The sequence below is a fragment of the Yeosuana sp. genome, from assembly GCF_057126245.1.
This window is the reverse complement of record NZ_DBNGMQ010000081.1, coordinates 74,646-90,676: the sequence shown is the minus strand read 5'-3', so window position 1 is coordinate 90,676 and position 16,031 is coordinate 74,646. Positions and strand designations below refer to the sequence as shown.

The 16,031-nt window shown below is 34.2% G+C and carries 17 protein-coding genes and 1 pseudogene; 8 read left to right on the top strand and 10 right to left on the bottom strand.

What is annotated here, in order from left to right; translation table 11 throughout:
- Nucleotides 1–20 precede the first annotated feature (20 nt).
- The 8 genes and pseudogenes from AC15TD_RS11300 to AC15TD_RS11265 all read left to right on the top strand — a co-directional run bounded on the left by AC15TD_RS11300 (nt 21) and on the right by AC15TD_RS11265 (nt 6,502).
- A pseudogene (locus AC15TD_RS11300) lies at nt 21–919 on the top strand (metallophosphoesterase).
- Nucleotides 920–1,055: 136 nt separating this feature from the next.
- The gene (locus tag AC15TD_RS11295) at nt 1,056–1,484 is read left to right on the top strand and encodes a SoxR reducing system RseC family protein (RefSeq protein WP_484452256.1); all 429 of its coding nucleotides are present in this window, start codon (nt 1,056–1,058) and stop codon (nt 1,482–1,484) included.
- 5 nt (nt 1,485–1,489) lie between these two features.
- On the top strand, nt 1,490–2,380 hold the full coding sequence (locus AC15TD_RS11290; RefSeq protein ID WP_484452255.1) for a Fe-S cluster domain-containing protein: 891 nt from the start codon (nt 1,490–1,492) through the stop codon (nt 2,378–2,380).
- Nucleotides 2,373–3,701, top strand: a complete 1,329-nt coding sequence (rsxC, locus tag AC15TD_RS11285) for an electron transport complex subunit RsxC (protein WP_484452254.1) — start codon at nt 2,373–2,375, stop codon at nt 3,699–3,701. Before AC15TD_RS11290 ends, rsxC begins: the two co-directional genes overlap by 8 nt.
- 2 nt (nt 3,702–3,703) lie before the next feature.
- Entirely contained in the window at nt 3,704–4,714 is a 1,011-nt protein-coding gene (locus tag AC15TD_RS11280; protein WP_484452253.1) for an RnfABCDGE type electron transport complex subunit D, read from the top strand.
- 2 nt (nt 4,715–4,716) lie between these two features.
- Nucleotides 4,717–5,313, top strand: coding sequence for an RnfABCDGE type electron transport complex subunit G (locus AC15TD_RS11275; RefSeq protein WP_484452252.1), 597 nt, complete (start codon nt 4,717–4,719; stop codon nt 5,311–5,313).
- A 5-nt stretch (nt 5,314–5,318) separates the two neighbouring features.
- The gene (locus AC15TD_RS11270; RefSeq protein WP_484452251.1) at nt 5,319–5,924 is read left to right on the top strand and encodes an RnfABCDGE type electron transport complex subunit E; all 606 of its coding nucleotides are present in this window, start codon (nt 5,319–5,321) and stop codon (nt 5,922–5,924) included.
- Nucleotides 5,925–5,926: 2 nt separating this feature from the next.
- On the top strand, nt 5,927–6,502 hold the full coding sequence (locus AC15TD_RS11265; protein WP_484452250.1) for an electron transport complex protein RnfA: 576 nt from the start codon (nt 5,927–5,929) through the stop codon (nt 6,500–6,502).
- A gap of 10 nt (nt 6,503–6,512) precedes the next feature.
- Here the strand turns inward: AC15TD_RS11265 and AC15TD_RS11260 are convergent, their stop codons facing one another.
- The 10 genes from AC15TD_RS11260 to AC15TD_RS11215 form a co-directional block, all read right to left on the bottom strand.
- Nucleotides 6,513–6,842 carry a 2Fe-2S iron-sulfur cluster-binding family protein gene (locus tag AC15TD_RS11260; RefSeq protein ID WP_484452249.1) on the bottom strand — a complete coding sequence of 110 codons (330 nt, stop codon included), beginning with the start codon at nt 6,840–6,842 and terminating at the stop codon, nt 6,513–6,515.
- 362 nt (nt 6,843–7,204) lie between these two features.
- The gene (locus tag AC15TD_RS11255; RefSeq protein ID WP_484452248.1) at nt 7,205–7,534 is read right to left on the bottom strand and encodes a hypothetical protein; all 330 of its coding nucleotides are present in this window, start codon (nt 7,532–7,534) and stop codon (nt 7,205–7,207) included.
- 6 nt (nt 7,535–7,540) lie between these two features.
- Nucleotides 7,541–8,968 carry an NADH-quinone oxidoreductase subunit N gene (locus AC15TD_RS11250; RefSeq protein WP_484452247.1) on the bottom strand — a complete coding sequence of 476 codons (1,428 nt, stop codon included), beginning with the start codon at nt 8,966–8,968 and terminating at the stop codon, nt 7,541–7,543.
- A gap of 19 nt (nt 8,969–8,987) precedes the next feature.
- Complete coding sequence (locus AC15TD_RS11245; RefSeq protein WP_484452246.1) at nt 8,988–10,478, bottom strand: complex I subunit 4 family protein; 1,491 nt, start codon at nt 10,476–10,478, stop codon at nt 8,988–8,990.
- Nucleotides 10,479–10,488: 10 nt separating this feature from the next.
- Nucleotides 10,489–12,408: an NADH-quinone oxidoreductase subunit L gene (gene nuoL / locus AC15TD_RS11240; protein WP_484452245.1), complete on the bottom strand. Its 1,920-nt coding sequence runs from the start codon at nt 12,406–12,408 to the stop codon at nt 10,489–10,491.
- Between the two features lie 100 nt (nt 12,409–12,508).
- Complete coding sequence (gene nuoK / locus AC15TD_RS11235) at nt 12,509–12,826, bottom strand: NADH-quinone oxidoreductase subunit NuoK (RefSeq protein ID WP_484452244.1); 318 nt, start codon at nt 12,824–12,826, stop codon at nt 12,509–12,511.
- Nucleotides 12,823–13,347 (bottom strand): NADH-quinone oxidoreductase subunit J family protein, encoded by a 525-nt coding sequence (locus AC15TD_RS11230; RefSeq protein ID WP_484452243.1) that lies wholly within the window; start codon nt 13,345–13,347, stop codon nt 12,823–12,825. Before AC15TD_RS11230 ends, nuoK begins: the two co-directional genes overlap by 4 nt.
- A gap of 4 nt (nt 13,348–13,351) precedes the next feature.
- A complete protein-coding gene (locus AC15TD_RS11225; protein WP_484452242.1) occupies nt 13,352–13,828 on the bottom strand; it encodes a 4Fe-4S binding protein in 477 nt (158 codons plus the stop codon).
- 4 nt (nt 13,829–13,832) lie between these two features.
- Nucleotides 13,833–14,897, bottom strand: a complete 1,065-nt coding sequence (nuoH, locus tag AC15TD_RS11220; protein WP_484452241.1) for an NADH-quinone oxidoreductase subunit NuoH — start codon at nt 14,895–14,897, stop codon at nt 13,833–13,835.
- Between the two features lie 10 nt (nt 14,898–14,907).
- Nucleotides 14,908–16,029 (bottom strand): NADH-quinone oxidoreductase subunit D, encoded by a 1,122-nt coding sequence (locus AC15TD_RS11215; RefSeq protein ID WP_484452240.1) that lies wholly within the window; start codon nt 16,027–16,029, stop codon nt 14,908–14,910.
- Between the last annotated feature and the right edge of the window lie 2 nt (nt 16,030–16,031).

The window sequence follows — 16,031 nt, the reverse complement described above, 5'->3', positions numbered from 1 at the left end:
TTTTTGTTTACATTTACTTTATGCTTTCATCACAAAAACGTTTAGACAACGCATATAGAACGGCTAAAGTTATTGAGTTTGACACGACTTCCAAATTTATTTTGTTTAGTGATTGCCATAGAGGCGATAATAGTTTTGCAGATGATTTTGCCAATAACCGTAATATCTACTTCCATGCTTTAAAGCATTATTTTAAAAGCGGTTTTATATATTGTGAAGTTGGTGATGGTGATGAACTTTGGGAAAACCTATCATTTAGCTCCATTTTTAATGCTCATAAAAATGTGTATTTGCTAATGAAGCAATTTTATATCGAAAACAGATTGCATTTAATATGGGGAAATCATGATATGGTTTACAGAAATCATGATTATGTTAAAAAACATTTATCCACGTATTTCGATCCTAAAACAGAGGAAGATATTGAACTCTTTAAAGACCTTAAATATCAAGAAGGTATTGTTTTAAAACATAAAGAAACTCAGCAAGAATTGTTTTTAACACATGGCATCAAGCCGATTGGTGGAATTATCTGTTTTGGAAATGGAGCCGGTTTATGGTTAGAATTCTTTGGAAACCACTGAATGTCATGGGCATTGCCGACCCAACAAGCCCAGCGAAAAACTATAAAGAACTTATTAAAGTTGAACACAGAACTAAAAAATGGATTGCCCAAAACAATAATTTAATAACAATTGCGGGTCATACACACAGGCCACGATTTCCTGAACCTGGTGACATTGCATTTTTTAATGATGGAAGTTGCGTTCATCCTAGAAGCATTACTGGCATCGAGATTGAAAATAGCCAAATTTCATTAATTAAATGGCAAATTTCAACCAAAGAAGATGGAACACTTCAAATAATACGAGAAATTCTTGAAGGTCCCCAAAACATTATTGATTATAAAACAGCGTAGAATAGTTATTTAAAATAAATTAACTACACCGATTTCGTACATAAAAACGAATGAATTAATCCTCCTAATCTGATATAAATCATATATTCTCATATACTCAAATAGTACTTTAGCTTAGTTGATATTAAAAGGGTATATGAGTTCTCAATTATCTAAACATAATACATTTGTTCATTCTGGTGTTATTTCTAAAATCACTAGTGACTCTATTACGGTCTCTTTAGAACAAAATATACATTGTGAATCTTGTCGAGCAAAATCCGCTTGCGGTATTTCAGAATCAAATACTAAAGAAATCGAAATTGTAAACTCTAACGATTCTTTTAAAATTAACGAACAAGTTAAGGTAGTTTTAAAAAAAGCTTTAGGTTTTAAAGCTGTATTCTGGGCTTATATATTTCCATTTATACTCATGTTTTCAACATTAATATTAGCATCAAGCTTTTTAAAAGAATGGTTGGCAGGCGTATTATCACTTATTGTGTTATTGCCATATTACGTAACACTTTATGTATTAAAGAATACACTTAAAAGTGCCTTTGAGATATCCATTTTAAAAACATAAATATTATGTCACAATCTGTTTTATATAGTGTTTTCTTATTAGTCTCTTTAGGATCTATTGCAGCGATTGTACTGTATGTTGTTTCTAAAAAATTCTATGTTTACGAAGACCCTTTAATTGCTCAAGTTGAAGACTTATTACCCGCTGCTAACTGTGCTGGTTGTGGCTCTCCTGGTTGCAAATCTTTCGCTGAAAAATTAGTTAATAGCGAGGATATTTCAAACCTATTTTGTCCTGTTGGTGGTAATGACATTATGAAACTTGTTGCCGAAGTTTTAGGAAAAGAAGTTACAGAAAAAGACCCTACACTTGCTGTTGTTCGCTGTCAAGGTGGCTGTGATGTGAGACCAAAAACTACCGAATACCAAGGTCCTAGATCGTGTGCTATTTCTTCTATGATTTATAGTGGAGAAACCGATTGCCAGTATGGCTGTTTAGGTGACGGTGATTGTGTTGTTGTATGTAAGTTTGATGCCATGTATATGGATAAAGCTACAGGATTACCAGTCATAATCTCAGACAAATGCACCTCTTGTGGCGCCTGTGTAGAAGCTTGCCCAAGAGATATTATTGAAATGAGACCAAAGCACAAAAGAGATTTAAAAATATTTGTTGGTTGCCTTAATGAAGATAAAGCCGGTATTGCTAAAAAAGCCTGTGATGTAGCTTGTATTGGCTGTTCTAAGTGTCAAGATATTTGTCCAAAAGATGCTGTGACTATGGTAAACAATTTAGCATACATCGACCCATCCGTTTGCACGCTTTGTAGAAAATGTGTAGATGTTTGTCCAACAAATTCTATTATAGAAACAAATTTTCCGCCGAAGAAAGTAAAAAAAGAAGCGCCGAAAGTTGAAGCGAAAGTTGAATCTGAAAAAATAAAGACCAATGCTTAAAACATTTCCAAAAGGCGGTATTCATCCACCAGAAAATAAGTTAACCTCAGGGAAAAGCATCAAAAAAATGACTGTCCCAAAAATGGTCTACGTACCCATTTCGCAACATATAGGTATTCCAGCAGAAATAATTGTTAATGTTAAGGATAAAGTAGAAATAGGTCAAGTAATTGCTAAATCTGGTGGTTTTGTTTCTTCAAATGTACATACTCCAGTGGCAGGGGTTGTTACTAAACTAGATAAGATAATTGATACCAGTGGATACAAGAAACAATGCATTGTCATAAGAACTGATACAAAAAACGAATCTAACTTTGAAGATATAGCCCATCCCTTAATAAAGGATATCACTATGGAACCAAAGGACATTCTTCAACGCATTAGAGACTATGGTATTGTTGGTTTAGGTGGTGCTACATTTCCGTCTCATGTAAAATTAAGTGTTAATGAGAGTACTGTTTTAGACCACCTTATCATTAATGGTGTAGAATGCGAACCTTATTTAACAGCCGACCATCGTCTAATGCTTGAAAAAGCTGAAGAAATAATCGTTGGAATTAAAATTTTAATGCTTGCACTACATATTGATAAGGCGATTATTGGGATTGAAAACAATAAGAAAGATGCTATTGATATTTTCAAAAAACTCACTACGAACGATTATGGTATTAAAGTAGCAGCTTTACAAGTTAAGTATCCGCAAGGCGGGGAAAAACAATTGGTTAGAGCTATATTAAACAGGGAAGTTCCAAAAAACGGATTGCCACTTGATGTTGGTGTGATTGTCCATAATGTAGGAACTATTTTTGCTATTTATCAGGCCATTCAGCATAACAGACCTTTAACAGAACGAGTTGTTACCGTTACTGGAAAGAAACTTGAACACGCCTCAAATTATTGGGTAAAAATTGGTACGCCTATTAAAGATTTAGTCGTAGAAGTTGGCGGATTACCCGAAGGAACCCGGAAAATTGTTAATGGCGGCCCTATGATGGGGAAAGCTATTAAAAACTTAGATGTTCCCGTAACTAAAGGAACCTCAGGAATTTTAGTCATTTCTGAAGATGAAGCTAGTAGAGGCGAACCAAAAAACTGCATTCGTTGCGGTGAATGTGTCGATGTTTGCCCGATGGGAATAGAACCTCATCTTTTAATGAATTTAGCTGAAAAAGGTATGTATGAAAAAGCTGCTTCCGAAGATATTATGACGTGTATAGAGTGTGGCTCTTGCAGTTATATATGTCCGTCTCATCGTCCGTTATTAGATTATATCAGGTTCGGAAAAACTATTGTAAAAAAATTAAATACTGCTAAAAACTAACTATGAGTACGCAACCCATTATTGTATCCGCTTCTCCACATGTGCATTCAGATAGAACGTCTAAAAAACTAATGTATGATGTCATTCTAGCATTACTACCTGCCTTTTTAGTATCTATGTATGTTTTTGGAATAAGCGCTTTAATCGTAACCTCTATTGCTATTGCCTCATGTGTGTTGTTTGAATATCTCATTCAGAAATATCTTTTACAAACAGCGGTAACAATTACCGATGGTTCTGCATTACTCACAGGAATTTTACTCGCATTCAATTTACCTTCAAACTTACCTATTTGGATGGTTATTGTTGGTGGATTAGTTGCCATCGGCGTTGCTAAACTATCTTTTGGAGGTTTAGGCTTTAATATTTTTAACCCCGCTTTAGTTGGTCGTGTATTTTTATTGGTATCCTTTCCCGTTCAAATGACGATGTGGCCAACAGCCATAGAAAATAACACCAATGTTGTAGATGCGGTAACTGGAGCCACCTCTCTTGGCGTTATAAAAGAAGGACTTCAATATGGCGAAACTATGACTGAAATTAGTTCGAGAATCCCTTCTACTATTGAGATGTTATTTGGATTTACTGGAGGTTCTATAGGAGAAATGTCGGCCCTAGCCCTATTACTTGGAGGCCTATATTTAATATTTAGAAACGTTATTTCATGGCATATTCCAGTTATGGTTTTAATGACTATGGCGGTTTTGACTGGTGTTTTCTGGTTATTAGATCCTGAACATTATGCCAACCCTATTATTCACATTTTATCAGGTGGCGCTATTTTGGGGGCCTTTTATATGGCAACAGATTTAGTGACCAGCCCTATGACGAAAAAAGGCATGATTATTTTTGCTATTGGCATAGGAATAATAACGGTTGTTATAAGGCTTTTTGGAGCATATCCCGAAGGTATTTCGTTTGCTATTTTAATTATGAACGCCTTCGTGCCATTAATCAATAAATATTTTAAGCCTCGAAGATTTGGCTCAAAAATAAAAGCTAAAATCGTATAACTATGAGCAAGAAAGAATCTACTTTTTTCGGAATGTTGCTATCACTTTTGGTCATTACATTAGTATCTGGTTTTGCATTAGGGTTTGTTAATGATTTAACCATAGAACCAAAGGCCAAAGCAAAGCTAGAAAAAAAGATCAATGCCTTAAAATTGGTGTTACCTGTGTTTGATAATAATCCTGTTGAAGATATCAAAATGATAAAATATGATAAGGTTTCAGATAGCATAGAAATATATCCTGCATATTCAAAAAATGAATTTGTTGGCGCTGCCGTTATTGGCTCAACGAACAAAGGGTTTAGTGGTTTAGTGAAACTTATGGTTGGTTTCAAACCAAATGGAGATATTGAAAATGCGGTTGTTCTAGAACAAAAAGAAACACCTGGTTTAGGCACTAAAATGACAGAAGATAAATTTATAAAACAATTTAAAGGCATCAATATTTCAGACTTTAAATTGCAAGTAAAAAAAGATGGAGGTGATGTTGATGCTTTAACAGGTGCTACTATTTCTTCAAGAGCTTTTTGTGATGCAACACAAATGGCTTATGATGCTTTTATAAAAAATAATAGTTCGTTAATTGAATTAAAACATTAAGAATTATGGCTGAAACACTTAATCAAAAGCAAAATTTCTTAAAAGGAGTTATTAAAGAAAATCCCATTTTTGTAATGTTATTAGGTATGTGCCCAACGTTGGGTGTTACCTCTTCGGCCTTTAATGGTCTGGGTATGGGTGTAGCTACAGCTTTTGTATTACTAATGTCTAATGTTGTTGTTTCATTAGTAAAAAACCAAATACCAGCAAAAGTTCGAATACCTGCTTTTATTATCATTATAGCATCATTTGTAACAATTGTTGAAATGGTTTTAGAAGCATTTGTTCCTTTTTTATACGAGCAATTAGGAATTTTTATTCCGCTTATCGTGGTTAATTGCCTCATATTAGGAAGAGCAGAAGCATATGCTTCAAAAAACAATGTATTGTCTTCTGTAATTGACGCCTTAGGAATGGGCTTAGGATTTACGTTAGCTTTAACTGCTTTAGGGGCTGTGCGTGAAATATTAGGGAGTGGTAGTTTGTTCGGGGTTTCTTTTGTTCCTGATGATGCGAATACGTTTATACTATTCATACTGCCACCAGGCGCTTTTATAGCCTTGGCGTATTTAACCGTTATCTTCAATAAATTAACAACAAAAACCACTTAGATATGGATTATGTCATTATACTCATAGCTGCCGTATTCGTAAACAATATTGTATTATCACAATTTCTAGGTATCTGCCCTTTTTTAGGAGTTTCTAATAAAGTATCAACATCCATCGGAATGTCTGGCGCTGTATTATTTGTAATGACCATAGCTACGACCGTGACATATTTGTTACATGAATATGTGTTAGTTCCTACCGGATTAAATTATTTAAGAACCATCACCTTTATTCTGGTTATTGCCGCATTAGTTCAAATGGTAGAAATAATTCTGAAAAAAGTAAGTCCACCTTTATATCAAGCATTAGGGGTTTTTCTTCCTTTAATAACAACAAATTGTGCCGTTTTAGGTGTCGCCATATTAGCGCTAGGTTTAGATAATAGCAGCTTATTAAAAGCCGTATTTTTCGCTATTTCAAACTCGATAGGATTTGCCTTAGCATTAATTGTTTTTGCAAGTATACGCGAACAACTTGAACTAGCTGATATTCCAAAAGGCATGAAAGGTGTCCCAATTAACTTATTAGTTGCAGGACTTTTATCTTTAGCTTTTTTAGGATTTACAGCCTTAGTTTAAATTAAAAATATTAACTCTCAGGAGCCAATTCTACTTCTAAACCATGAAGGTTTGGTGTAATAGGTATTTGACAGCCTAAACGACTATTTTGTTTTACATAAAACGCCTCCGAAAGCATCGCATCTTCTTCGTCTTGCTTTATTGGTAATTCTGTATCACTTAATATATAACACTGGCAAGAAGCACACATAGCCATCCCACCGCAAACTCCAATAGTTCCTTCAGGAGCTAATTCATAAGAACGCACCACTTCCATAAGGTTCATAGCCATATCGGTTGGCGCTACAATGTCATGTTTGGTTCCTTTTCTATCTGTTATTTTAATGGTAACATCTTCCATAGCAATTAATTTTTTTTCTTTTTATTTCTCATTTTCCTAAAAGAATAAGAAATAGTAGCAAAAATAAAATTTAATTCAGAATAAAAAAATAATTCCTATTAATTTAGTAGGAATATGATGCTCTAAGAGATAAAAACAAGTAAAAAATAATATACTAATTTTAAGAATTTAATTCAATTAAAAATATAACAATGTCGCCTTACGACGTGAAACGAAAGGTTTAAACTACCGAGATTTTATCAGGTTTCGACTGTACACAACCTGATAATTAACTTCATAGCTTTATATATTTTTTAGAGTAATCGACTCAGGTTTAAAATAGAAGAATATATGGAGTTCTTGCGTTTAAAATATAAAGAAAATTATTTCTCTCCATTATTCCAATAATGCGGATTGGTATCTTCAGAACGTTGTTCCCAATAATCTTGATTAACTTTATGGCCATCAAAGGTTTTTAATTTTCTTTGATACACCCATATGGTTGGATTAAAAACCATATCGGTTACGGCTACTGTGTATAACTGTGGGTCTTCTTCGGATTTTCGTTTTTCTTCATCGATAATAACCTCAAAACCATTATGTTCTAATAGTTTTTTTAAAAAATCTCGCCTATTATCATCAACTCCTTTTTCAACAAACGTAACTCTCGTTTCTCCAATACTCCCAAACTTATGACTTCCTGTCAATGACATAATCTTCTAATTTAAATTACTACTTAATTCAAAAATATAATCATACAATGGGCTATAAAGACCTATAACTAAAATCCCTATAACAGTGACTAAAAGCCCTAATCTCATATATAATTTATTTTTAAAATACGGAATGGCTTGATCACTTGTTCTTAAAAACATAGCTCTTACTACCAACAAATAGTAGTATAATGAGATGGTTACATTAACAACAGCTAAAAAGACCAATACATAATATCCTTCACTTGCGGCCGCTGTAAACAAGAAAAACTTACCGAAAAAACCAGCCACTGGTGGAATTCCAGCGAGTGAAAATAACGCTAACATCATGACCAAACTTAGATTAGGGTTGGTTCTGTATAAGCCTTCATAATCATTCATATTCTCCTTGCCCGTTTTTAATGAAATGGCCTGAACGACACCGAATGCTGCCAAATTGGAAAAGATATAAATCATTACAAAGTATATAATGGTAGCGGTTCCTAATTGGGTTCCTGTGATTAATCCTAACAAAATAAATCCTGCCTGTGCGATAGATGAAAATGCTAAAAAGCGTTTCATGTTTTGCTGTCTTATGGCGAATAAATTACCTATAAACATGGTTGCCAGTGCTATTACATAAACTATGTTTTCCCAAACATGCATTAAGGTTTTAAATACGGTAAACAATAAAATCATGAGTATAAAAACAGCCGCTCCTTTTGAAATAACTGATAAATAGGAAGCCACACTAATAGGTGCACCTTCATAGACATCGGCAGTCCAAAAATGAAATGGCACTAAGGATATTTTAAAGGCTAAACCAGTAAAGAATAATATAAATCCTAATATTGTTAAATTCGTGGACGAAATCATTGTGATAATATCATCAAAATAAATGGATCCTGAGGTTGCATACAACATGGAAATACCAAATAACGAAACACCCGAAGCCAAGGCTGCGGACAAAATTAATTTAATTCCTGCTTCACTAGAAATTCTTTTAGTTACTTCAAAAGCTGCTAAAGCTGCTACTGGTAATGTAGAGAGTTCTAATCCTAAATAAAACATCAAGAAATCACCTGATGAAATCATAAAATACATTCCTAATAATGAGGAAAATAAGAGGATGAAAAATTCAGTTCCTCTATTTTGATCTACTATTTTCTCTTGTAACCAGTCTGCTGATTGAAGCAATAGAATAAATACCCCAACATTAAGCACATTTTTAAAAAAGTGAATTAATTCACTTGTTCTAAACATACCTCCGAATAGACTACTTGAATCCATGGCAAAAAAACCAACAATCGTATGAATTCCAAATAAGAAAATTGCCAAATGAACGATGCTCTGTTTTTTGGTTTTTGGAATTGAAATTTCAGCAACTAATAACAATACTATAATTGTTAGAAGTATAATCTCTTGTCGCATCAATAAAAAGCTACTAAAATTCATTTTAGTTATCTGTTTAATTTTATAATACTCCTTGAATAAAGGGTTCTAAACTATTCATAATCATTTCACTTAACCAGAACGGTGCTACACCAATTCCAATTACTGGAATCATTAATAACAAAATACCTGTTTTTTCATACCAAGTTGCTTTTGGCAGGTCATTAATATCATTGGTTTCTAAAGGTCCCATCATAATTTTTCCAACTAATCTTAGAATATATACCGATGTCACAACTATTGAAGACACTACCAAAATAGTAAGTATTCTATTAAACGTATCTGAATTTTGTTGAAAGGCCCCAACAAAAATGTTCATTTCTGCCACAAAACCACTAAACCCTGGCAATCCTAAATAGGCCAATCCGGTAATAACATAAATTGCCCCAATAAAAGGTAAAATTTTCATCATCCCTCCTAGTTTGGTTATATCTCTTGTATGCGTTCTTCCATAAATCATTCCAATAAGTGCAAAAAATAAGGCCGTTAATAATCCATGTGATAGTGATTGAATGATGGCTCCATTCCAAGCTATTTTATTGAGCGTTAATAGCGCAAACAATACCAAACCTAGATGACTCACAGAGGCATAGGCATTGATGTATTTTAAATCGGTTTGCCTAATGGCTGAAAAAGCCCCATAAACAACACCGATAGCCGCTAAAATAATAAAGAACCAAGACCAATGCAATGCGCCTTCTGGTAGTAAAAACATAGCAATTCTAAACACGCCATAACCTCCTAATTTCATTAAAACACCGGCGTGCAACATTGATACCGCTGTTGGTGCCGAAGCATGACCATCTGGTGACCATGTATGAAATGGAAATAATGCACTGATAACAGCAAAACCGATAAATACAAATGGGAAAAATAATTTTTGTGCTTCAATAGGAATACTAACCTTAGCTATTTCCAGAATATTGAATGTTAAAGCACCTCCATCTGCATTGGAATTAAAATAGATTCCTAAGATACCCACTAATAAAACAGCCGAAGCACCCATAAGCATTAAGGTTAACTTCATTGCTGAATATTCTCTAGGACCAGAGCCCCAAATACCAATTAACAAATACATGGGGATTACAGCGATCTCAAAGAACACAAATAAGGTAAATAAATCAATGGAAATAAACACCCCATAAACCCCTAATGACAGTACAATAAGTGAAATAAAGAATTCTTTAGGCAATTCTTTCATCTTCCATGAAATAAAAACACCAGCCAGAACTACAATAGCCGTTAATAATATCAAAGCAACCGAAATACCATCAACCCCAATATTATAATGAATATTAAAATTTTTGAACCAGACAACATCTTTGGTAAATACCATAATGTCGCTATTAACCTTTATTTCTCTCAAATATGCAAACACTAAATTGATTGCCATACCCAGTTGAATGAAACTTCCAATCATTGAAACAACACGCGCTCGTTCTAAACCTTTAGAAAAGATTAAAGCTATAACGGTGATGATAGGTACAATTATGAAAAGAGTTAAAATATCCATATTAATCCATTTAGTTTGTCCATAAATAAATAAATACTAATGCTATGATGACAGCTCCCATAACAAATGAAAACGCATAATCTTGCACCCTACCCGATTGAATTCCTTTTATGGCTTTAGAAATTAAAACGGTTTTGTTACCAATGCCTTCCATGGTACCATCTACATATTTTTTGTCGAACTTTGCAATAGGCGCAGAAAGATACTTGAATATGATTTTCCTTGTGATGAATAAATAAATTTCATCAAAATAGAATTTATCAGATGCCCATTTATAAAAAGGACCAAATGCGGTTGCGTATTTGTCTGATAGGCTGTTCTCTTTTTTATAAAATACCCATGCCAGTGTAATTCCAATGAAACCGACACCTGTTGCAATGGCAGCTAATTTATAGTTTAAATGAGGTTCAAATCCTGCTCCATCTGGAGTAATAAATTCACTGAAAGGAATAAACCCTCCTAAAACACTAAATATAGCAAGAACAATTAAAGGTCCTGTCATTGATAGTGGTGATTCATGAGGGACGTGCTCATATTTTTTTTCTTTTCCCCAGAAGATTCCGAAGTAAATTCTAAACATATAAAAGGCTGTTAATCCTGCTACAAACACACCAACATAATAGATAAGTTTATTGTGTTCAAAAGCAGCTACTAAAATTTCATCTTTACTCCAAAATCCTGCAAATGGTGGCACACCCGAAATGGCCAATGCTGCGATTAAAAAAGTGATGTTCGTAATAGGCATATACTTACGTAAACCGCCCATATCTTTTAAATAATTACTGTGTACTGCATGAATTACAGAACCAGCTCCTAAAAACAATAAGGCTTTAAACATGGCATGCGTAAACAAATGGAACATAGATGCCATATACCCTACGCCTTCGTGACCATCATAACCAGATACGCCTAAAGCTAGCATCATATAACCAATTTGTGACATGGTTGAAAATGCCAAAACTCGTTTTATATCGGTTTGAGTAATTGCTATGATTGCTGCAAACAATGAAGAAAAAGCACCTACATACGCTACAACATTCAATGCAAAACCATGTTCGACAAAATAGAACATTGGGAATAGTCGCGCTACTAAATAAACCCCAGCCACAACCATAGTAGCTGCGTGGATTAATGCGGAAACAGGTGTTGGACCTTCCATAGCATCGGGCAACCAAATATGCAACGGGAACATAGCCGATTTTCCAGCGCCCCCTAAAAATATTAATAATAATGCCCAAGTGATAACTGAAAGACCCATAAATGATGTAGATGCCCAACTTAAAATAGCACTTCCTTCTGGGTTATTTAAGGTTTCAAAATCATAGGTTCCTGTAAAATAACCCATAATTAAAATCCCTATTAGGAATCCTAAGTCGGCAAACCTCGTGACTATAAAAGCTTTTTTCGCTGCAGAAACAGCTGATGGTTTAGTATAATAATAGCCAATCAACAAAAACGAAGACACTCCCACCAATTCCCAAAAAATATAAATTTGGAAGAGGTTTGTGGCCAAAACCAATCCATACATGGAGAACGTAAACAGTGATAAGTATGAGAAAAATCGGGTGTACCCGTCGTCGCCTTTCATATAACCTCTACTATAAATATGAACCATGAGTGATACAATAGAAACCACGATAAGCATCATGATTGAAATAGGATCAATTAAAACACCCATATCAATATGCAAGGTGTCTGTAAAATTCATCCATACACTTTTATTGACAAAGGTTTGATAAACGCCATCCACTTTTCCATTTACAAAAAAGTATTGATAGGCTGTATAAAACGATAATACCGCAGAAGTAGACAACCCAAGAACTCCTATGTAACCAGAAATTGCAGGTTTTATTCTTTTACTATTAAGCCCTAACAATAAAAATACTGCCAGTGGAATTAAAGGAATTAATATCGTGTAACTAATATTCATCTGTTTGTGTTTATTATTTTAGTAGTCAGATGGAATACTCTTAAAAATATCTTCAGTTGGGTTGTATATTTTGCAAATGAGTATTTCATAATTCAACCTATTAATATTTCATGATTTCAGTGTCTTTAACCTCAACAGAACTAATCTGTCTATAAAGATTAATAATTATGGAAACTGCCAAGGCTGTTTCGGCGGCTGCAACGGCTATAATAAAAATTGAAAAAATCACCCCTTGCAACATATCTGGATATAAATACTTATTAATCACCACAAAATTCACCACAGATGCGTTCAATATTAATTCAATAGAAATCAATACTGAAATCAAATTTTTCCGTGTTATAAAACCGTATATCCCAATAAAAAACAACATGGATGTTACCGTTAAAATCTCGTATATACTAATGCCTGCTATCATAACGCCTCGTTATTTTTATCATTTAGTTTTCTTCCTTTAGCTATCACAATAGATCCAATCATAGAAGCTAAGAGCAATACACTTATTACCTCAAATGGCAATATAAATCCGCCTGTATCGTAGCTTAAAAGTTTCGCTCCTATATCAGCCGTTGAAGTAGTAACGTTATTTTCTACAACATTAAAATCATTATTATAAATGGTATATAAAAAAACGCCTAAACCTAATAAACATAATAAGCTCGTAAGGACTTTCCTTAATGGTTTAGCCATTTCAAGTTCCATTTCAATATGATGTACGAGCAATACCGAAAAAATAATAAGTACTATAATACCACCTGCATAAACGGTAAGTTGAATGGCTGCTAAAAAATTGTAATCAATTAAAAAATAGATACCTGCTATTCCACACAAAACGAATAATAGGTATATCACAGAACGAAGCATTTTACGGCTGCTAACTGAAGCCAATGCAAATGCAATGATTATAACCGATAAAATGTAAAATATATATTTTTCCATATGCTTAATCTTCTACGCCAGCTTTAATTTTTGATCCCGGTCTGTTCAACACTTTTGTTAATTGCGTTCTATCATACGTTGAGTTCTCATAATTTTGAGCCCAGACAATAGCATCAGTAGGACACGCTTCAATACACAAACCACACATGGTACATAATCCTAAATGATATACGTGCTTGTCTATTTTTTTTTTCTTTTTTCCCGTTGCTTCATCAATACCCCTATCCCATATTATTTCTATACTTCCGTTAGGACAAGCTATTTCACATTTTTGGCAACCAGTACATTGATGCTCGTTATTTTCGTCATGAGGCATCACGACTTCACCACGAAAACGTTCAAACATCTTTAAGGTATCTCTGTTATCGGGATATTCCTGTGTAATCGCTCCTTTTCTGGAAGTTAAAAAGTACTTTCCGGTAACACTCATACCGGTTAGCAGTGTTTTTATTCCGTTATATATATCTGAAAAATAACTCATGCCTCTAAAATTTAATGGTTAAGTTCAACCAAACAATGATGGCCATTATCACGATGTTAACCAAATTGATTGGTAACAAATATTTCCATTCAAGTGTTAATAACTGATCTACTCTCAAGCGCGGGAATGTCCATCTAAACCACATCATTAGAAATACTAATACCAAGGTTTTGCCTAAGAACCAGAAAACACCTAACCAAGGAAGAGATTCTGTTATTCCGAAAGGGGATAACCAAGCACCAAAAAATACCGTTGTTGCAATCGCTGCAATAATGAACATATTGATGAACTCTGCCAAAAAGAAATAGGCGAATTTCATTCCAGAATACTCTGTATGGAAACCTGCTCCTAATTCAGATTCAGCTTCAACCATATCAAAAGGTGCTCTATTAGTTTCCGCGGTTCCAGCGATCATATATACCATAAACGCTATGATAGCAGGCACATGACCTTGTAGAATTAGCCAGCCTTCCTTTTGTGACTCTACAATTTCTGATAATTGTAAACTGCCTGTTAATAATATCATCGTTAACAAAGACAACCCAATTGACAATTCATAACTGATAGTTTGCACACCACTACGCATTGCTCCAATAAGAGCAAACTTGTTATTACTGCTCCAACCAGCTAATAAAATACCAATAACACCAATGGATGAAATGGCAATTAAAAAGAAGATTCCTATATTAATATCAAAGGCTTGAAATTCTTTGGTAAACGGAAACACCGCTAATGCCATTAATGAAGATATAATGACAAAATAAGGCGCTAAATTGTATAAAAATTTATCGGCTTTAACAGTACCTGTCAACTCTTTTGAAACTAATTTTAAGGCATCTGCCATGGTTTGAAACAGTCCCCAAAAACCAACTCTATTGGGTCCGATTCGCAATTGAAACCAAGCAGCCACCTTTCGCTCTAGAAGTACCAAGTACAATCCAGCCACAGCAAAAATTGCTAAATAAATCAATGCAACTAAGGCCATTGCAACAATGCTCGCAACGCCTTCTGGCATCATCGTAATAAGCCAATCTTGAATTGTTTCTGTTATGCTTAAAGATATATTCATTGTGCTCATATTATCTGTCAATATCTGGTATTACAAGATCTAACGTAGCCATAGATGCTACTAAATCCCCTATTTTTCCACCAACTGCTATATGGTTTAATAATGATAAATTTGAAAATCCAGGTGAACGGAACTTGACTCGATACGGATTTTTTGTTCCTGTACTAATAATATAAACTCCTAATTCACCACGCGCCGTTTCTACTTTTTGATAAAATTCACCTTTTGGTAATTTTATAACAGCCTTGGTTGCTACTTTATGTTCTCCTTCTGGAATATTATCAATCAATTGTTCAATGATTGCCATTGACTCCCACATTTCCTGAATCCTCACTTGATATCTTGCGAAGGTATCTCCTTCTGTTAGAAGCGCTTCATTAAAAGTAACTCTATCATAGGCACTGTAGGGATGATGTTTTCTAACATCACATGAATAACCAGAGCCGCGACCAACGGGACCAGAAGCCCCGAATGAAATAGCATCTTCTTTTGATAAAACGCCTACCCCTTTTGTTCTTTTTTGAAAGATAACGTTACCTGTTAATAAGGTATCATACTCAGGTAATTTTGTTTTAAAATGAGCAATAAACGCTTTGGTTCTATTAACAAAATTAGGATGAATATCAAACATTAATCCACCAGGAATATTATAATTCATCGTGAGTCGCGCACCACATGTTTCTTCAAAAATATCATTAATCATTTCACGATCTCTAAAGCCATAGAAATAGGTTGTTAACGCACCTACATCCATTCCCATTACACCCCACCATAAACAATGAGACGCTATTCTCGTTAACTCACTAAGAATAGTTCTAATCACTTTTACACGGTCTGGGATTTCTAATTCAAGGGCATTTTCAACCGTTAAACAAACGGCTTCATTATTTATATGAGATGACAAATAATCCATTCTGTCCGTAAGATGCACGATTTGCTGATAGCTATCGCGTTCACACATTTTTTCAATAGAACGATGTATGTATCCTAAATCTGGCTCCACTTTTTTAATGATTTCACCATCAATAGTTAATAAAAGTCGTAACACCCCATGCGTAGCAGGATGCTGTGGCCCCATATTAATGAAATATTCCTCTGATTTGAAATTGCTCTTAATTGCCGCTGTTTCCATCA

What these genes read in the sequence shown, in the direction of transcription:
- AC15TD_RS11245 (WP_484452246.1), bottom strand. Translation starts at nt 10,478, where the DNA reads ATGGATATTTTAACTCTTTTCATAATTGTACCTATCATCACCGTTATA.
- AC15TD_RS11225 (WP_484452242.1), bottom strand. Translation starts at nt 13,828, where the DNA reads ATGAGTTATTTTTCAGATATATATAACGGAATAAAAACACTGCTAACC.
- nuoH (WP_484452241.1), bottom strand. Translation starts at nt 14,897, where the DNA reads ATGAATATATCTTTAAGCATAACAGAAACAATTCAAGATTGGCTTATT.
- AC15TD_RS11270 (WP_484452251.1), top strand. Translation starts at nt 5,319, where the DNA reads ATGGCTGAAACACTTAATCAAAAGCAAAATTTCTTAAAAGGAGTTATT.
- AC15TD_RS11295 (WP_484452256.1), top strand. Translation starts at nt 1,056, where the DNA reads ATGAGTTCTCAATTATCTAAACATAATACATTTGTTCATTCTGGTGTT.
- AC15TD_RS11290 (WP_484452255.1), top strand. Translation starts at nt 1,490, where the DNA reads ATGTCACAATCTGTTTTATATAGTGTTTTCTTATTAGTCTCTTTAGGA.
- nuoK (WP_484452244.1), bottom strand. Translation starts at nt 12,826, where the DNA reads ATGATAGCAGGCATTAGTATATACGAGATTTTAACGGTAACATCCATG.
- rsxC (WP_484452254.1), top strand. Translation starts at nt 2,373, where the DNA reads ATGCTTAAAACATTTCCAAAAGGCGGTATTCATCCACCAGAAAATAAG.
- AC15TD_RS11230 (WP_484452243.1), bottom strand. Translation starts at nt 13,347, where the DNA reads ATGGAAAAATATATATTTTACATTTTATCGGTTATAATCATTGCATTT.
- AC15TD_RS11265 (WP_484452250.1), top strand. Translation starts at nt 5,927, where the DNA reads ATGGATTATGTCATTATACTCATAGCTGCCGTATTCGTAAACAATATT.
- AC15TD_RS11260 (WP_484452249.1), bottom strand. Translation starts at nt 6,842, where the DNA reads ATGGAAGATGTTACCATTAAAATAACAGATAGAAAAGGAACCAAACAT.
- AC15TD_RS11250 (WP_484452247.1), bottom strand. Translation starts at nt 8,968, where the DNA reads ATGAATTTTAGTAGCTTTTTATTGATGCGACAAGAGATTATACTTCTA.
- AC15TD_RS11215 (WP_484452240.1), bottom strand. Translation starts at nt 16,029, where the DNA reads ATGGAAACAGCGGCAATTAAGAGCAATTTCAAATCAGAGGAATATTTC.
- AC15TD_RS11280 (WP_484452253.1), top strand. Translation starts at nt 3,704, where the DNA reads ATGAGTACGCAACCCATTATTGTATCCGCTTCTCCACATGTGCATTCA.
- nuoL (WP_484452245.1), bottom strand. Translation starts at nt 12,408, where the DNA reads ATGAATATTAGTTACACGATATTAATTCCTTTAATTCCACTGGCAGTA.
- AC15TD_RS11255 (WP_484452248.1), bottom strand. Translation starts at nt 7,534, where the DNA reads ATGTCATTGACAGGAAGTCATAAGTTTGGGAGTATTGGAGAAACGAGA.
- AC15TD_RS11275 (WP_484452252.1), top strand. Translation starts at nt 4,717, where the DNA reads ATGAGCAAGAAAGAATCTACTTTTTTCGGAATGTTGCTATCACTTTTG.